Origin of the sequence: Dyella acidiphila (assembly GCF_014863405.1) — a bacterium.
Lineage (GTDB): Bacteria > Pseudomonadota > Gammaproteobacteria > Xanthomonadales > Rhodanobacteraceae > Dyella_B > Dyella_B acidiphila.
In genome coordinates, this window is the sequence record NZ_JACZZA010000001.1 from 1 (window position 1) to 17092 (window position 17092).

Annotated in this window: 17 protein-coding genes and 4 tRNA genes; 4 read left to right on the plus strand and 17 right to left on the minus strand. The window is 64.5% G+C overall.

The features are described from left to right. From IGX34_RS00005 to IGX34_RS00070, 14 genes are all read right to left on the minus strand, one after another. Positions 1–138 (minus strand): GTP-binding protein (locus IGX34_RS00005; protein WP_238482135.1); only part of this gene is annotated, 138 nt, incomplete at its 3' end. Between the two features lie 82 nt (positions 139–220). Further along, positions 221–296, minus strand: a tRNA-Thr gene (locus tag IGX34_RS00010). A gap of 25 nt (positions 297–321) precedes the next feature. Continuing rightward, a tRNA-Gly gene (locus tag IGX34_RS00015) sits at positions 322–395 on the minus strand. Positions 396–490: 95 nt separating this feature from the next. Then, positions 491–576, minus strand: a tRNA-Tyr gene (locus tag IGX34_RS00020). A gap of 102 nt (positions 577–678) precedes the next feature. Then, entirely contained in the window at positions 679–1167 is a 489-nt protein-coding gene (locus IGX34_RS00025) for an acyl-CoA thioesterase (protein ID WP_192553624.1), read from the minus strand. Positions 1168–1207: 40 nt separating this feature from the next. Beyond that, on the minus strand, positions 1208–1714 hold the full coding sequence (locus IGX34_RS00030; RefSeq protein WP_338015385.1) for a GNAT family N-acetyltransferase: 507 nt from the start codon (positions 1712–1714) through the stop codon (positions 1208–1210). A gap of 112 nt (positions 1715–1826) precedes the next feature. Continuing rightward, a complete protein-coding gene (gene ychF / locus IGX34_RS00035; RefSeq protein ID WP_192553626.1) occupies positions 1827–2918 on the minus strand; it encodes a redox-regulated ATPase YchF in 1092 nt (363 codons plus the stop codon). A 65-nt stretch (positions 2919–2983) separates the two neighbouring features. Next, complete coding sequence (gene pth, locus IGX34_RS00040; protein WP_192553627.1) at positions 2984–3565, minus strand: aminoacyl-tRNA hydrolase; 582 nt, start codon at positions 3563–3565, stop codon at positions 2984–2986. A gap of 66 nt (positions 3566–3631) precedes the next feature. Further along, positions 3632–4294, minus strand: a complete 663-nt coding sequence (locus IGX34_RS00045; protein WP_192553628.1) for a 50S ribosomal protein L25/general stress protein Ctc — start codon at positions 4292–4294, stop codon at positions 3632–3634. Between the two features lie 233 nt (positions 4295–4527). Further along, positions 4528–5466 (minus strand): ribose-phosphate diphosphokinase, encoded by a 939-nt coding sequence (locus IGX34_RS00050; protein WP_192554464.1) that lies wholly within the window; start codon positions 5464–5466, stop codon positions 4528–4530. A gap of 52 nt (positions 5467–5518) precedes the next feature. Next, positions 5519–5595, minus strand: a tRNA-Gln gene (locus IGX34_RS00055). Positions 5596–5631: 36 nt separating this feature from the next. Continuing rightward, positions 5632–7122 carry a 4-(cytidine 5'-diphospho)-2-C-methyl-D-erythritol kinase gene (gene ispE / locus IGX34_RS00060; protein ID WP_338015386.1) on the minus strand — a complete coding sequence of 497 codons (1491 nt, stop codon included), beginning with the start codon at positions 7120–7122 and terminating at the stop codon, positions 5632–5634. Further along, the gene (lolB, locus tag IGX34_RS00065) at positions 7064–7678 is read right to left on the minus strand and encodes a lipoprotein insertase outer membrane protein LolB (RefSeq protein ID WP_192553629.1); all 615 of its coding nucleotides are present in this window, start codon (positions 7676–7678) and stop codon (positions 7064–7066) included. The genes ispE and lolB overlap by 59 nt, the downstream gene beginning before the upstream one ends. Beyond that, positions 7675–9345 (minus strand): tetratricopeptide repeat protein, encoded by a 1671-nt coding sequence (locus IGX34_RS00070; RefSeq protein WP_225737118.1) that lies wholly within the window; start codon positions 9343–9345, stop codon positions 7675–7677. The genes lolB and IGX34_RS00070 overlap by 4 nt, the downstream gene beginning before the upstream one ends. Before the next feature lie 162 nt (positions 9346–9507). Here IGX34_RS00070 and hemA point away from each other — a divergent pair, with 162 nt between their 5' ends. The 4 genes from hemA to ppk2 all read left to right on the plus strand — a co-directional run bounded on the left by hemA (position 9508) and on the right by ppk2 (position 15029). After that, positions 9508–10803 carry a glutamyl-tRNA reductase gene (gene hemA / locus IGX34_RS00075; RefSeq protein WP_192553631.1) on the plus strand — a complete coding sequence of 432 codons (1296 nt, stop codon included), beginning with the start codon at positions 9508–9510 and terminating at the stop codon, positions 10801–10803. Between the two features lie 70 nt (positions 10804–10873). Beyond that, a complete protein-coding gene (gene prfA / locus IGX34_RS00080; RefSeq protein ID WP_192553632.1) occupies positions 10874–11953 on the plus strand; it encodes a peptide chain release factor 1 in 1080 nt (359 codons plus the stop codon). A 158-nt stretch (positions 11954–12111) separates the two neighbouring features. Beyond that, positions 12112–14214 carry an O-linked N-acetylglucosamine transferase, SPINDLY family protein gene (locus IGX34_RS00085; protein WP_192553633.1) on the plus strand — a complete coding sequence of 701 codons (2103 nt, stop codon included), beginning with the start codon at positions 12112–12114 and terminating at the stop codon, positions 14212–14214. 35 nt (positions 14215–14249) lie between these two features. Next, positions 14250–15029, plus strand: coding sequence for a polyphosphate kinase 2 (gene ppk2, locus IGX34_RS00090; protein ID WP_192553634.1), 780 nt, complete (start codon positions 14250–14252; stop codon positions 15027–15029). Between the two features lie 10 nt (positions 15030–15039). Here ppk2 and IGX34_RS00095 read toward each other — a convergent pair whose 3' ends face one another. Genes IGX34_RS00095 through IGX34_RS00105 form a run of 3 tightly spaced genes read right to left on the minus strand, consistent with a single transcriptional unit; the run spans position 15040 to position 17067 of the window. Beyond that, positions 15040–15309, minus strand: coding sequence for an acylphosphatase (locus IGX34_RS00095; RefSeq protein WP_192553635.1), 270 nt, complete (start codon positions 15307–15309; stop codon positions 15040–15042). A 4-nt stretch (positions 15310–15313) separates the two neighbouring features. After that, complete coding sequence (locus IGX34_RS00100; RefSeq protein ID WP_192553636.1) at positions 15314–15781, minus strand: TlpA family protein disulfide reductase; 468 nt, start codon at positions 15779–15781, stop codon at positions 15314–15316. Next, positions 15778–17067, minus strand: a complete 1290-nt coding sequence (locus tag IGX34_RS00105) for a YihY family inner membrane protein (protein ID WP_192553637.1) — start codon at positions 17065–17067, stop codon at positions 15778–15780. The genes IGX34_RS00100 and IGX34_RS00105 overlap by 4 nt, the downstream gene beginning before the upstream one ends. Between the last annotated feature and the right edge of the window lie 25 nt (positions 17068–17092).

Below are 17092 nucleotides of genomic sequence, written 5' to 3' on the forward strand. Positions count from 1 at the left end.
CGCCTTGAATTCACCACCGAAACGCTCTGCGCCGATCTTCGTCAGCGCCGCCGTCAGCGTCGTCTTGCCGTGGTCCACGTGACCGATCGTGCCCACGTTCACGTGCGGCTTGGTGCGTTCGAATTTACCCTTTGCCATGAGCGTTAAATCCCGATGGAATCAGTGAGTGAAGGAAAGCCTAAACCAAGGTTTTCAGGCGATGCCGCAAGAAGTTCTGCGGTGGTGCTCATGACTGGAATCGAACCAGCGACCTCTTCCTTACCAAGGAAGTGCTCTACCGACTGAGCTACATGAGCATAAAAAACACGGCGACGAGATCAATGGAGCGGGAGACGGGAATCGAACCCGCACCATCAGCTTGGAAGGCTGAGGTTCTACCATTGAACTACTCCCGCCCTGTGCGGAACTCGTCTAACAAACCGCTACAGCGTGCATCCATTCCCGCTTGCGACCTGTTGGCCAGCCCTGCCCGGTTGCCCGTAACAATGACTGGTGGAGGGAGGTGGATTCGAACCACCGAAGGCGTAAGCCAGCAGATTTACAGTCTGCCCCCGTTGGCCGCTTGGGTATCCCTCCAACAAAGAACGGCTATTGTGTGGATGGAGGCCGTTTGTGTCAACACCCGATGACGAGAAACGGGCCGTTTTCCCAAGATTTTTCTGACCAAATACGGCCCGGTCAGTCGTTGCCGGCACCGCGCGTATCGACCAACTGCTCCATGCTCTTGGAAAGCTCCAGCAGATGCAGTGCTTTCTCCTGCAGGCGCCGCTCGTTGTCGTCGCGCGGCGTCCACTGGGGCACCGGCGTGGGCTTGCCATCGGGCTTGTCCAGCGCGACGAATACCATCACGCAGCTGGTGGCCAGGCGCTCTTCGCCAGTACGCAGGTCCCGCGCCAGCACATCCACCGCCATCTGCATGCTGGAGCGACCCGTATGGATCAGCTTGGCCCGCACGCTGACCACATCGCCGATCAGGATCGGCTTGACGAACTGGATGCCACTGACCGCCGCAGTCACGCAGTACGCCCCGCTCCAGCCTACGGCACAGGCATAGCCGGCCTGGTCGATCCATTTCATCACCATGCCGCCATGCACCTTGCCGCCGAAATTGACGTCGGTGGGCTGGGCGAGAAAACGGAAAGTCACTTCATGCTGCTGGCCTGACATGCAATCTCCGGCGAGGGGGCGCCATGGAACGAGGCGCGCATTATGCGCCTTTGGCGCGCGGGTTCGGCAGCACCAGCAGCATCGGCGTAGTCATTACGCCCAGGGGCGACGGCCGCTCCGGCCCGATGGCGCGAAAACCTAGCCGCCGATAGACCGGCACGGCGCAACGGGTCGCATTGAGGGTAAAGCGGCGGGTTCCTGCACGACGCTGCGCATCCCGCAGGGTCCGCCACCATAGACGCCGCGCTATTCCCCGTCCCTGGTAGCGCGTGCTGACAAAGAATTGCACCAGATGCGTGTCATCCCGCATGGCCGAGACACCAACCAGCACATCATCCAGATAGGCGAGATGGAAACGCTGCCCTTCCTGGATTTTCTCGCGCATCGCCTTGGCACTGCTCCGCGCTAATAATGCCGCAGCCACCTTGCGCGACTGGTCCGGCAGCACCCAGCGGCGCAGCACACGGCGGATCAACACGCCGACAACGCGCGCATCCTCCATGCGCGCCAAGCGCAGATGCAATCGCAAAGCTTCCACCGCCACCACCTGTCGCTCCACGGCTGAGGCAACCATGTTTGCACGAGCTCCCGGCGAGTGCCTTCCCACACAGAAAAAGGCCGCATTACGCGGCCTTTTTTTTGCTCAACCCATGCAACGCCTAGACGTTGAACAGGAAGTGCAGCACGTCGCCATCCTTGACCACGTAATCCTTGCCTTCCTTGCGCAAACGCCCTGCCGCCGCAGCACCGGTCTCGCCCTTGTACTGGATGAAATCGTCGTAGCCCACCGTTTCCGCACGGATGAAGCCGCGCTCGAAATCGGTATGGATCACGCCAGCAGCCTGTGGCGCAGTGAAGCCGCGCTTGATGGTCCAGGCGCGCACTTCCTTCACGCCGGCGGTGAAATAGGTCTGCAGGTTGAGCAGCTTGTAGCCGGCGCGGATCACGCGGTTGAGGCCCGGCTCTTCCAGGCCGAGATCCTTCAGGAACTCGTCGCGGTCGGCGTCTTCCAGCTGCGACAGCTCCTCCTCGATCGCCGCGCACACCGGCACCACCTCGGCACCCTCGACCACCGCGCGGGCGCGCACGGCGTCCAGATGCGGATTGTTTTCGAAGCCGTCCTCGCGCACGTTGGCGATGTACATCAGCGGTTTGAGGGTAAGCAGGAACAGGTCGCGCACCAGCGCCTTTTCGTCTTCATCCAAGCCCAGGCTGCGCGCCACCTTGCCTTCGTTGAGGCCGGCGGCGAGCTTCTGCAGCACCGGCTTCTTGGCCAGGGCTTCCTTGTCGTTGGCCTTGGCCGCGCGCTCGGCGCGATTCAGCGCCTTTTCCACCGAATCGAGGTCGGCCAGCGCCAGCTCGGTGTCGATGGTTTCGATGTCGGCGATCGGATCGACCTTGCCCGCCACGTGGATGATGTCGCTGTGCTCGAAGCAGCGCACCACGTGTGCAATGGCATCCACCTCACGGATATGCGCCAGGAACTTGTTGCCCAGGCCTTCGCCCTTGGAAGCGCCAGCCACCAGGCCGGCGATATCGACGAACTCCACCGCAGTGGGAATCACCTTCTGCGGATTGACGATATCCGACAGCGCCTGCAGGCGCGGGTCCGGCACCGGTACCACGCCCACGTTCGGCTCGATGGTGCAAAACGGAAAGTTCGCCGCCGCGATGCCGGCCTTGGTAAGCGCGTTGAACAGGGTGGACTTGCCGACGTTAGGCAGGCCGACGATGCCGCATTTGATACCCATGAGGAAATCCGTGCAGGTGGCGGACAGGCCGCCAGTCAATGATGAAGGTCAGCCCGGCCGCCGATTCAGGCGGGCTTGGTGTGCAATTGCTGCATGGCCTTGTCGAATTGACCCTCGACAGCCAGCGGCAGCACATCGAGCGCGCGGGCAATGCTGTCGATTATCGCATCTTCGTCCTTGGCGGAAGGACGGCCCAGCACCCACGGCGTCACCTTGTCCTTGTGGCCAGGGTGGCCGATGCCGATACGCAGGCGATGGAACTTGGCATGCCCCAGGTGCGCAATGATGTCGCGCAGGCCGTTCTGGCCACCGTGGCCGCCATCGAATTTCATGCGGATGGTGCCCGGATCCAGATCCAGCTCGTCGTGTGCCACCAGGCACTCATCCGGCTCGATCTTGTAATAGCGCAGCGCCGAGGCAACAGCGATGCCGCTTTTGTTCATGAAGGTGGCGGGCTTGAGCAGCCATACCTGCTGGCCGCCGATGCGCACCTTGCAGGTTTCGCCATGCAGCTTGCCGTCGAGGCCGAAGCGCTCGCCCTGCCCCGCTGCGAGGGCGTCAACAAACCAGAACCCGGCGTTATGCCGGGTTCTGAGGTGTTCGGCACCGGGATTGCCCAGTCCGACGATAAGTCGTAGCCCTGCCATATGTAGGGTCGCCGCAGGCCCCATCCCTCTCCCGGCAAGGGAGAGGGGGAAAGGCGCCGTAGCGGCTTACTTCTTGGCAGCGTCGCCGGCGGCCGGCTTGGCAGCTTCGCCTTCGGCACCTTCGGCAGCCGGGGCTTCGTCGACTTCTTCCTGCACGAATGCGGCAGTGACCACCGCCACGTCGTGATCCACGCCCAGGTGCAGCGACGGGATTTCAACGTTGGCCGGCAGCTTGATCTGCGACAGGTGGACGATGTCGCCGGGCTTGAGGTCGGCCAGGTCGAGTTCGAGGAACTCCGGCAGATCCTTCGGCAGGCAGGACACTTCCACTTCGTTGAGGTTGTGCGAGATGACCACGCCAGCGGTCTTGCCGGCCGCGGACTTTTCCTGGTTCAGGAAGTGCAGCGGCACGCTCACGCGGATCGCTTCGTTCTCGTTGATGCGCAGGAAGTCCATGTGCAGCATCTGCTGCTTGAACGGATGCTTCTGCCAGTCGCGCACCAGCACCTTCTGCACCTTGCCGTCGACGTTCAGGTCGAGCACCGAGGAGAAGAACCACTCGTGCTTGGCGGCGAGCAGGATGGTGTTGTGCTCGATCTGGATGTTTTCAGCGGGCTGGCCCGCACCGTAAACAACGGCCGGCACGAAAGACGCGTGACGCAGGCGGCGGCTCGCACCTTTGCCCTGGTCCTTGCGGCTCTGCGCCGGGATCTCATGAATCTTAGCCATGTCAGTAATGCCTTGGATTGGAAAGCCGCCTCACGGCAGCCGAACTGACTCCCCCGCGACCAGAGGAGCCGGATTGCCCGCTTGCGCGGACGGAAAAGCGGGTAAGTATACAGAAAATCGAGCGTTATGGCCCCTCCTCCCCTGCAGGAAGAGGCCTGGGACACGAGGGTCACCGCCAGGAAAGCCACGGAAGCTCGCCCTTCCCCGAGGGGGAGAGGCGAAAAAACACGCGCTCAGTCGATATAGAGCGAGCTGACCGACTCGCCAAAGGCGATACGGCGGATCGTCTCGGCCAGCAGCTCGGCCACCGACAGCTGGCGGATCTTGGCGCAGGCCCTGGCCTCGTCGCGCAGCGGCAAGGTGTTGGTGACCACCAGCTGGTCGAGCTGGGAGCCCTCGATATTGCGGATCGCCGCACCGGACAGCACCGGATGCACGCAGTAGGCCACCACCTTGCGGGCGCCGCGCTCCTTCAGGGCGGCGGCGGCGGCGCACAGCGTGCCGGCGGTATCGACGATGTCGTCCACCATCACGCAAGTCTTGCCTTCCACGTCGCCGATGATGTTCATCACCGTGGCCACGTTGGCCTTGGGGCGGCGCTTGTCGATGATCGCCAGATCGGCGTCGTCCAGGCGCTTGGCGATGGCGCGGGCACGCACCACGCCGCCCACGTCCGGGCTGACCACGATCAGGTCGTCCATGCTGTGGTTGCGCCAGATATCGGCCAGCAGGATCGGCGAGGCGTAGACGTTGTCCACCGGCACATCGAAGAAGCCCTGGATCTGGTCGGCATGCAGGTCCACCGTGAGTACGCGGTCGACGCCGGCGGTGCCGATCAGGCGGGCGACCAGCTTGGCGGTGATCGGCACGCGCGCCGAGCGCGGGCGGCGATCCTGGCGGGCGTAGCCGAAGTACGGGATCACCGCGGTGACGCTGGCGGCAGAGGCGCGCTTGAGCGCATCGACCAGGGTGAGCAGCTCGAACAGGTTTTCGGCACTGGGCGCGCCCGTGGGCTGCAGCACGAACACTTCCTGCCGGCGCACGTTCTCTTCGATTTCGATCTGCACTTCGCCGTCGCTGAACTTGCCGACCAGCGCCTTGCCTAGCGGCACGCCCAGTCGGTGAGCAACGTCTTCGGCGAGGGCGCGGTGTGCGTTGCCGGCGAACAGCATCGGGCTGGACGTATCCACGGTTGTTTCCTCAGAAACCAGGCCATTGTGTGAATGGCTGGGGCGGCAGGATTCGAACCTGCGCATGCGGGAATCAAAATCCCGTGCCTTAACCAGCTTGGCGACGCCCCAGTGTTACTCGTTTTTGCAATTCGCTTCCCAGCCGCTTCAACCCGCTGCAGCATGGCGGGACAACGCCCGCCGCAACGGTGAAACTCCCACACCCTCGGCCACCCAGGCCGTGAACGTTGCCGGGCAGCGCCTGGCGACCGCTTCGGCCCGTTCGGGCGTTGCCGTTTCGAGGAAAACGCAACCGCCGCTGCCGGAAAGCCGCGCGTGGCCGTGGCTTCCGAGCCAGTCCCAGGCCGCCGCAACCCGTGGGTAGCGCGCACGAACGACAGGCTCGATCACGTTCTCCAACGTTTCGCCGGAAGCAAAGAAGGAAATTGTCGCCGCGGGCGCAATTCGTGTCAATTCAGTTGCTTGAAATATTTCCTCAACTGCCACGCTTTCGTGCGGATCGATCAGCACGTACCAACGCTGCGGCAACTTGGTGGACGTAGCACGTTCATGCGTCAATGTCGTCTGCACGGAGCGCCCGTGCAGGAATATCGGCACTTCACGGTCAAGCTCGCGCCCCAGTTCGGCCAGTTGCTCGATCGTCAGGCCGGTGCGCCAGAGGTGATTCAAGGCCACCAGCACGGTGGCGACGAGCGAACTTTCGCCGGCAACGCCGACACCGGCAGGAATGCGCTGCTCGATCCGGATATCCGCACCGGCCTGAATATGCGCATGTTCGCGCAGCAGGTTTGCCGCGCGACGCGCCAGTTCCGCATGTGCCGGGTTACCGGCATGCGCATCGATCAGATCGTCGGTACGCGCACGCAAACGGAGCTCGTCACAGGCATCGAGCAGACGCACGATCCGCTGCCATTCGCGCGGCTCGTCATCGCGCGGTTTCACCGGCGGCGCAAGCAGATCGAGCTTGGCCGGTGCCGGCCACACGCTCCACTCATGCGCGTCCGGCGGCGCCAGCCGGCGGGTCATGAATACGCGCAATGTCTCGGGAAAACCATGTTCTTCGTCGCGCTCGCGCGCATAGGCGAAATCCGGATCGTGCTTGTCCACGATCGAAAAACCGTGCTTTGCATAGAACGGCGCATTCCACGGCACATCCGCCAGCGTGCCCAGATCGACCCGGCGATAACCTGCCGATCGCGCCCATTCACAGGCGCAATTCAGCAACGCGCTGCCGATGCCGCGCCTGCCGTAAGCAGGCAACACATCGATTTCGGCAATGCCCACCACCCTGCCACCGTGTTCGGTATCGAGCCAGACAAAACCGACCGGCTCATCGCTGTCATCGGGCAACGCCACCCAGACGAGTCCCTGCTGGATTTCCATGGCGAGCTGATCGGGCGGAATGGAAACGGCGCGATAGAACGGCCACGCCTGGTGACCGCGGAACATTTCGACTGCGCTGCGCTCGATCGCGCAAATCGCATCCACGTGCGCGGCAGTGGCGCGTTCAACACGAAAAGTCATCGAATCAGGTGACAAAAGACGGCTCCAGCGTTTGAGCGCACGACGAGGGAAAAACTCATTGCAGGTTCCACGACTTGATCGCGAGATGCACTTTGTAGGGCGGATTTTCCGCAAAAACCTTGGTCGGCAGCGGCGGTTGGCGGGTCATATCCCAGGCCGGATAACTCACTGCCCAGCCATCCTGCTGCAATAGCGACGGCAATTTGTTGTCGCCGAAACTCAGCTCGGCGCCACCGCCCTGCGCACGCACCGCCAGCACCCACGCACGCAGTTCGTCGAGCGGCACATCCCAGCCGATCGCACGACGCATCAGCGCCTCGGCGCTCGCGCCTTGCAGCGGACCGCCTTCCACCCCTTCCAGCACGGCGCCATCGGGGCCGCCGGTGAGGTGCACGCTCTTGCCGGTGATCGGGTTGTAGCGCACGGTGACGTCGTAACGATCGCCGTTCTGGATCCAGGTCAGCGTGCCGCTGCCGCCGTCCTTGCCATTGGAAACCCCGATCAGGCCTTCCATGGTCCAGTGATTGGCATTCGCCAGCTGCTGTTCGCGCGCATCCTGCTGCGCCAGCGAGGCGGCATCGCCACGGTTCCGGACCAGTTGCTGCGGCGGTGCGCAGGCAGCCAATAGCAGCGGCGCCAGCGCCGCGAGAAAACGCAAGGATGATTTCATGGCCGCAGACGCTTCAGGGTTTCTTGCAAGGTACTGTTTTTTGGATCCATGCGACGCACCTGATCGAAAATCTGCTGCGCCTGCTCGTGATGCCCCTGCTTCCACAGCACCTCGCCCAGATGCACGCCCACGTCGGCGTCCTTGCCGTTCTCCCAGGCGCTGTGCAGCACTTCCACCGCCTGGTCCAGATGGCCAAGGCGATATTGCAGCCAGCCCCAGGAATCGGCGATGGACGGATCATCCGGCTTGGCGGCGCGTGCCGTAGCAATCAGTTTTTCCGCTTCCGGCAGATCGCGGCCCGCATCGGCGAGCGTGAAGCCCAATGCATTGCTGGCATCGATATCGTCCGGCTTGACCTTCAACAGCCGGCGAAAATCAGCCACGGCCTCGTTGATCTTGCCGATCTGCGCGTACGCCAGGCCGCGCCCATAAAGCAGGTCCGGATCGTCCGGCACCACTTGCAGCGCATGCGAGAAAGCATCGATCGCTTCGGCATAGCGCTTGTCGCGCAGATACAGGTCCGCGTCCACTTCGTAGGCGCGGCGCAATTGCGCGGGCTGGTCGAGATAGTCGGTCTGCATTTCCGCCAGCTGCTGGTGCGCTTCGGCGCTGCGACCCAGGTCCTGCAGCAGAATCGCGGTGCGCAGGTCGGCGTCGAAGGCGTGATCGTCGTCGTCGGAGACCTGGTCGTACCACTTCAGCGCATCCTCCTTGCGGCCCAGCACTTCGGCCAGCTGGCCCAGCAGATACGCACTGCTTTCGCGCACATCGGACGGTGCCTGCGACAACTGTTTGTAGACCTGCTCCAGCGCCTTGTTGTCCTTGGCGCTGGCGGCGAGTGCGGCGCGCATGGCGTAGGTTTGTGCGTTTTGCGGGCCGCGCTCCAGCAACTTGCTCGCCTGCGCGTAGTCGCCGCTCTGCCCCAGCACCGAGGCATAGGTAAGACGCAGGCCGATATTGCCCGGATCCTTGACCTGCGCCTGCTTCAGCAGATTCAGGCCGCCATTGCGGTCGCCGTTATTGAGTTTCAGCTGGGCGGCCCAGGCGTACGTGTCGGCGGTGCCGAAACGCTTCATGGCGCCATCGGCAAGCTGCTGGGCATAGGTGTGGCGCCCAAGCTGCTCGCCGAGCTGGCTCATCGCCAGCCACGCCTTGGGGTCCGGCGGCAGGCGATCCGGCGTGGCCAGGGACTCCAGCAGGTTGGAAGCCAGGGCGGAATCGCGGCTGCCGATCAGCACGCGCCCGAACAGGCGCCAGGCATCCTTGTCGCCACTGGCCAGCAGCAGCGACAGCTGGTGCTTGGCCTCGTCGGTACGGCCCTGCTCCACCGCCAGTTCGGCGCGGGCCTGGGCCAGCTGTGCCGGGGTCGCGCCGAGCGCCTGCCAGCGGTCGATGGCGCGGGCGGCACCATCCGGATCGTGGATGGCGATCGCCAGGGCGGCGGCCTTGCCGGCCACCTCGGGATCGTTCGAAATCATCATGGCCTTGCCATAGGCCTGCGAGGCAACCTTGAGATCGGAGCCCGCCAATCCCAGTTCACCGGCCATCAGCTGGGCCAGCAGGTCGTGGTCCAGGTCCGGCGTGGCGACCGTGATCCGTGCCAGCGGCTGCGGCGTGGACGGCGACGCGGGGCCACTCCGATTCGGCAGCGCGGCGCATCCCGTCATGCCCAAGACCACCAACCCTACAGCTACATACTGCCGCACTTGCTTGAACTTGACCGTTCCGCTCAGCACACTATTCCTCCACACCACCTGTCGGTTCCGGTCACATCCGGCCATGTCTAGTCTACGCCGGCCCAAGCCCGCCGCCTCGCCTCTCATCTCGTCATGAAGCTGATCGCCCTCGGGCTCAACCACCTCACTGCGCCGGTCAGCCTGCGCGAGCAGGTGGCGTTTGACGAAGATGCAACCGGTCTGGCGCTGCGCGAGCTGGCGCAGGAGCCCGGTGTCGACGAGGCGCTGATCCTTTCTACCTGCAACCGTACCGAGCTTTACGTCAGCGTAACGTCTGGCGCCGAGCACGTAGCGCAGGACTGGTTCAACCGTCACCATCGACTGACTCCGGGCAAGCTCGATGAGTTCCTCTACCGGCATGATGACGAAGCGGCCGTGAGGCATATGTTTCGGGTCGCCACCGGACTCGACTCCATGGTGCTGGGCGAACCGCAGATCCTGGGCCAGGTGAAGGACGCCTATCAACAGGCCCGCGGCGCCAACGCGCTGAAGACCCCGATGGACCGCCTGCTGCAGCACACCTTCGCGGTGGCCAAGCGCGTGCGCACCGATACCCGCATCGGCGCGCATACCGTATCCGTCGCCTTCACCGCCGTGCGCCTGGCCGAGCGCGTCTTCACCGACCTGCGCCAGGCCTGCGTGCTGCTGATCGGCGCCGGCGACACCATCGAGCTGGCCGTGCGCCACCTGGCGGAAAAGCAGGTGCGCCGGCTGATCGTCGCCAACCGCACGCTGGAAAATGCGCAGGAGCTGGCCAGCCGCCATGGCGGCTATGCCATCGCCCTGCACGATCTGCCGCAGCACCTGGCCGAAGCGGACATCGTCATCGCCTCCACCGCGGCTCGCCAGCCGGTGCTCACGCGCGCGATGGTGGAAAAGGCCATCGCCACGCGCCGCCGCAAACCGATGTTCATGGTCGACATTGCCGTGCCGCGCGATATCGAACCGGCGGTGGGCGAACTGGACGACGTGTATCTCTACGGCATCGACGACCTGCGCCAGGTGATCGACGACAACCGCCGCTCACGCGAAAACGCCGCGCATGAAGCCGACGCCATCATCGACCTGCAGGTCGAACGCTACATGGCCTGGCGCCGCGCGCTGACGGTGAAGAATCCGGCGCTGGACCTGCGCCAGCACGCCGAAATCTATCGCGACCAGGTGCTGGAAAAAGCACGCGCCATGCTTGCCCGCGGCAAGTCGGCGGATGAAGCGCTTGCGTTCCTCGCCAACACGCTCACCAACAAGCTGTTGCATCACCCCAGCGCACGCCTGCGCGAAGCGGTGCTCAGCGGCGACCACGATCTGCTGCATGCCGCCGGCCGCCTGTATGGGCTGGACGAGGAAGCACAGGCCGCGCTGAAGGACGCATCACTGGAAGACAAATAGCGAGGGCGGCTGGCTGCCGCAGGCGCATCGCGCCGTTACTTCCATCCTCCTCGCCATCTGGTTGCTTCCCATGACCCCTTCCATTCGCCGCAAACTCGAAGCCATTGCCGAACGTCACGAAGAAATCGGCCTGCTGCTCGGGCAGGCCGAGGTACTCGCCGACAACACCCGCTTCCGCGAACTCTCGCGCGAATACGCCCAGCTCGAACCCGTCGCCGCCGCCATGCGCGAACAAGTGGGCATCGAGCACGAACTGGCCGATGCGCGCGGCATGCTGGACGACCCCGAACTGCGCGATATGGCGGCCGACGACATCGGCCGCCTGGAAGCCCGCGCGGCCGAGCTGGAAGGCGAACTGCAGTTGCTGCTGATCCCCAAGGATCCGCGCGACGAGGCCAATTTGTTCCTGGAAGTACGCGCCGGCTCCGGCGGCGACGAAGCGGCGATTTTCGCCGGCGACCTGTTCCGCATGTACACCCGCTACGCCGAGCGCCAACGCTGGCAAGTAGAGGTGCTGAGCGAGAATCCGGGCGAGCACGGCGGCTACAAGGAAATCGTCGCCCGCATCGAAGGCCGCGGCGCGTACTCGCGCCTGAAGTTCGAATCCGGCGTGCATTGCGTCAAGCGCGTGCCGCTCACCGAATCGCAGGGCCGCGTGCATACCTCCACCGCCACCGTGGCGGTGCTGCCCGAACTGGACGAGATCCAGGACATCGAGCTGTCGCCGGCCGACCTGAAGATCGACACCTTCCGCGCCTCCGGCGCCGGCGGCCAGCACGTGAACAAGACCGATTCGGCCATCCGCATCACCCACCTGCCCAGCGGCATCGTGGTGGAATGCCAGGACGAGCGCAGCCAGCACAAGAACCGCGCCCGCGCCATGAGCCTGCTGAAGGCGCGCCTGCTCGACGAGGCGCAGTCCAAGCAGGCCGCCGCGCAGGCGCAGACGCGCCGGCTGCAGGTGGGCACCGGCGACCGCAGCCAGCGAATTCGTACCTACCGCTACAAAGACAACCTGGTTACCGACCACCGTATCGGCCTGGACCTGTACCGCCTGTCGGAGATCATGCAGGGCGACCTGGACGAACTGATCGGCACCCTGACCCGCGAACACCAGGCGGACGAACTGAAATCGCTGGCCGGCGCCTGAGACGGGCCGCGAAAAGTGCGCAGTGCGTAAAAGCCGCAGGATCGCGTTACGCTTAACCTGCACACGCAAGGGGGCCCCTTCTTATCGCGCCAATGCCTGCCGGCTCCGCTGGCAGGTAGCCTGTACCTACGCCGCCACTCCAACGCATTGCCAGCTCCATGACCGACGCAGCACCCAACGACATCGCTCCGATCCTGCAGCAGCTCAACGAGTTGCTGCGGCGTGACGCCAACGAAGAGGCTCTAAGCGTGGCCGCGCGGGCGCGCCGGCAGTTTCCGGTATCGCCCGACCTGCTGCGCCTGCAGGGCATGGCGCTGTTGCGCCTGGGGCGGCGCCGCGAGGCGCAGGTGGCGATGAATCGCGCCGCCGAAGTGGCGCCGGGCAATCTGGAAGTGCAATGCAATCTGGCCAGCCTGGCGCTGGCCGACGGCAAGCCGGCCGCCGCGATCGAGCGGATGCAGAAAGCCCTGGCGCAGGCCCCCGGACATCCGGCCTTGCTGCAGGTGCTCGGCACGGCCTATATGGAAATCGGCCAACACGTGCAGGCACGCGATGCATTCGCACTGGCGGTGCAGAACATGCCGCAGCATCCGGCTATCCGCCTCAACCTCGCCTCCGCCGAAATGGAACTCGGGCGCCTGCCCGAGGCCGAGGCACACGTGCGGCAGGCGCTGCAGCACGCGCCGGCTTCCGACGCCGCGCACGCCATGCTGGGCCATATGCTGCATCGGCAGCGCCGGCCGCAGGACGGCGCCGCCTCCCTGCTGCAAGCCGGCAAGCTCGCCCCGAACAATGTGCAGCACGTATACCAGGCCGCGCTGATGCTGGACGAAGCGGGCGATCTGGTCGGCGCCAACGAGGCCTTCACCGATGCCTTGGCGCGCGCCCCGGATTCGGTGGTGGTGATGGCGCAGACCTTGTTCACCCGCCGCCGCCTGTGCCGCTGGCAGGGCCTCGACGGCCTGAGCGAACAACTGCAGTTCGCCGTGTCGGAAAATCAGCCTGGCGTACATCCGTTCGCTTTTCTCGCCGAAGATGTCGATGCCGCCATGCAGCTGCGCTGCGCCCGAATCTTCGCCGGATTGATCGAACAGCAGACAGCCGGCTTGCGCCAGCAGCTCAATCTGCGCCACAGCCTGCCCTTGCCGGACAGCCCGGTACGCATCGGCATGTTGTCGGACGGCTTCCATGAAGCCGCGGTCGGCCAGCACATCGTGGCACTGATCGAAGCGCTGGCCGACAGCGAACTGGACATCCACCTGTTCGCCACCACGCCCGACGACGGCGGCAACACCCGCCGGCGGCTTTCGGCCGCAGCCACGCTGCACGATGTCTCGGGCCTCAATCATGCGCAGCTGGCCAGGCTCATGCATGGCACGGCGATCGAAATCCTGTTCGACCTCAATGGCTACCGCGGACGCGGCAATGCCGAAATGATGTCGCTGCGCGCGGCGCCGATCCAGGTGGGTTGGCTGGGTTATACCGGCAGCTCGGGCGCGCCGTGGATGGACTATCTGCTGACCGACGCTGTCACCGTTCCCGCTTCGCTGCGCGAACACGTCAGCGAGAAAGTGATCCGTATGCCGCGCTGTCCGCAGCCCAGCGATCCCCTCCGCGAGGTGGCCCCTGCGCCTTCGCGCGAAGCGTGCGGACTGCCGGAAAAAGGCGTGGTATTCGCCTGCTTCAACGAAACCTATGCGATCAATCCGGCAGTGTTCGCGCGCTGCATGCTGATCCTGCAGCAGGTGCGCGGCAGCGTGCTGTGGCTGCTGAGCGGGCCGGCCGATTCGGACGACCGTTTGCGCCAGGCTGCGGCCGCACTGGAGATCTCGCCGGAACGCCTGATCTTCATGCCGCGCCTGCCGTACCACGAATACCTGGCGCGCTATGCGCACATCGACCTGTACCTGGACACCTTGCCGGCCAACGCACGCGCCACCGCTTCGGATGCGCTGTGGTCCGGCTGCCCGGTGCTGACGCGCAGCGGCGACACCATCCCCGGCCGTACCGTGACCAGCCTGCTCCATCAGCTGGGGCTGCCGGAACTGATTACCGCCGACAGCGTGTCGTTTATCGGCATGGCCACGGCGCTGGGCAATGACCACGATGCACTGGCCACGCTGCGCCGCCACCTGGCCGAGCGCTGCCGCAGCGGTTCGCTGTTCGACATGCAGGGCTTTGCCGCGGATTTCCGCCGCGTTGCACTGGCGATCAGTGCGCGCCATCGCATCGGGCGCCCACCCGCCGATATCGACCTGTAAGATGGCTGCCGGTTGTTCCACGGGGAGATCCACCGATGAGCAAGCCGGACAAGCAATACAACAAGACCATGGAAGCGCTGCAGATCGAGCTGGCCGGGCTGCATCGCTGGCTGCGGCGCAGCGGCAAGCGCCTGATCGTGCTGTTCGAAGGGCGCGATGCCGCCGGCAAGGGCGGCACCATCAAGCGCATCACTGAAAGCATGGATACGCGCGGCTATCGCATCGCCGCCCTGGGCAAGCCGGACGAAACCGAAACCACGCAATGGTATTTCCAGCGCTATGTGGCGCACCTGCCAGCGGCCGGCGAATTCGTGCTGTTCGATCGCAGCTGGTACAACCGCGCCGTGGTGGAACCGGCGATGGGTTTCTGCAGCAAGGCGCAATACGAGGCGTTCCTGGCCGCGGTGCCGGTGTTTGAAAAACTGCTGACCGACGACGGCATCATCCTGCTCAAATACTGGCTGGCGGTGGACCAGAAAGAGCAGGAAGAACGCTTCGCCGAGCGCGCCAAAGATCCACTCAAGCGCTGGAAGCTCTCCCCGGTGGACCTGGCTTCGCGTGCCAAGTACGCCGAACTGGGCCAGCTGCGCGATGTGATGATCGAGCGCACGCACACCGCCAATGCACCCTGGTTCGTGGTCGACTTCAACGATCAGAAGCGCGGGCGCATCAACTTGATCCGCCACCTGCTGGAACAAGTGCCGCGTCACGACACGCCGATCCCGGCGGTGAAGCTGCCCAGGCTCAAGCACAAGCCCAGGCACGAACACGTCACCGACAAAGCCTTGTGGGTCCCCGACAGCTTCGACGGTTGAGCGCCGGGTTTCAGCCGACCGCGAAGCCGCTGGTCAGCGGCGCGTCGTAGTCGCTGCGCAGCACCTCATCGACCTGCGCAGCCGGCGGCCCCTGCCACAGCCATTGCTCCAGTGCCTGCAGGGCTTCGGGCGTACCGCCGGCCACCACTTCCACCCGGCCATCCGGCAGGTTGCGGGCATGGCCTTGCAGACCGAGCTTCAGGGCCTCCTCGCGCGTGCTGGCGCGAAAGAACACGCCCTGCACTTTGCCGCTGACCAGGAAGCGTGCGCTGCGACTCATCTGCTCAACGCCCGATCGCGGCACTCAGCATCGCCGGCTTGATCGGGCCGGTGAAGTGCTTGGCCACCTTGCCATCGGGGCCGATCAACCAGGTGGTCGGCAGGCCCAGCGGCGTATCGAAGTCCTTCAACGGCTTGTCCATGGTGACCTGCGCCACCGGAAAACTGACCGGATGTTTCTGCAGGAACGTGCGGATATCGGCCGGATCCGTATCGTCGTAAGCAATACCGATGGCGCTGACATTGGGGTGCGTGGCGACGAACTTGGAAATATCCGGCAATTCCTTGATGCACGGCGCGCACCAGGTCGCCCAGAAATTGACGATCACCCAATGGCCGCGCTGTGTTGCCAGATCGTATGGCTTGCCGTCGAGCGTGGTGATCTTCAGCGACGGCTGCGCCGGCATGGCGGCGAAAGCGGGAGCGGCCAGCGCGCAGACAGCCAGCAGCAGCGACGAGGCGAACAACTTCATGTTTCGGATTCCTGGGGATGGGGAACAGGTAGGCGCACGGAGGCTGCGCGGCTGACAGGATAAACCTTGTCCAGCCGCGTCCCCAAGGCGCTGTCCAACGAACGTGCCAGTTGCTCCAGCAGCGACAGCAGCTCGGGCGGCAGCTCGATGCCGGACTTGGCCACCTGCTCCGCCGGATTCAGCGGCAGCCGGTAGCGGTTGTGACGATAGACGTGCAGCAGGTCCGTGCTGTCGAGGCTGCGCATCAACAGCCAGCCGCCGGTATCGCTGCGCTGGATCAGGCCGGCCTGTGCCAGATCCTCGAAATAGGTGACGATCGCGCTGCTGCGCAGGCACGGTTCGGTGGCGCGGATCGCCGCCGGATCCACGCTGTGACCGGCACGGTGCGCATCGATGAAATGACGCAGCACCACCAGCAGCCCCAGAAACTCCGAGCCCTGCGGCATGGCATCGCAAGGCTTCTGGTATTCGAACGCCGACACCGATGCGGCCACCGACGCGCACAAAATCACGATCACCCACGACAAGTAGATCCACAACAGCAGCAGGGGAATGATCGCCAGTGCGCCATAGATCTGCTGATAGTTCTGCGCGTGACGCACGTAATGAGTAAAACCCCAGCGCGCCAGCTCGAACAACAAGGCGCCAAGCAAGGCGCCGAGGGCCGTGTGCCGGCGATTGACGCGGCGATTGGGTACGGTGCTGTACAGCAGCCACAGCGTGAGGAAGGTGACCGCAAACGGCATCGCCTTCAGCAGCTGCTGGCCGATGCCCAGCGACTCGGTGGCGTTGCGCAGCATCGGCACCGCGGCCACGTAAGAAGTAATCGCGATGCCGCCGACCACCAGCACCGGCCCCAGCGTCAGGGCGGCCCAGTAAAGCAACAAGCGCGGCCCCCATGGCCGATGGGTTTGCACGCCCCAGATGCGGTTGAGGCGGTCTTCGATGCTGATCATCATCGACACCGCACTGAACAGCATCACCAGGATGCTGATGCCGGTGAGCTTGCGCGCGTTGGAGGCAAAATCCATCAGCGCGGTCTGCACTGTCTCGCCCGCCGCCGGCACGAAATTGCTGAAGACAAAATTGATCAGCGTGTCGCGCGCATCCTCGAACATGGGGAAAGCGGCGAACATGGTGAGCACCACTACGGTGAGCGGCACCAGCGAGACCAAGGTGGTATAGGACAGTGCGCCGGCCGTCTCGAAGCATTTGTCGTCGAGGAAGCGCTGCCACAGAAAATGGCTGAAGGTAAGCGTGCGGTCGCGATCGAAGCGCAGGTTCATGATGCCAACTTCCCTGATCCCCCAC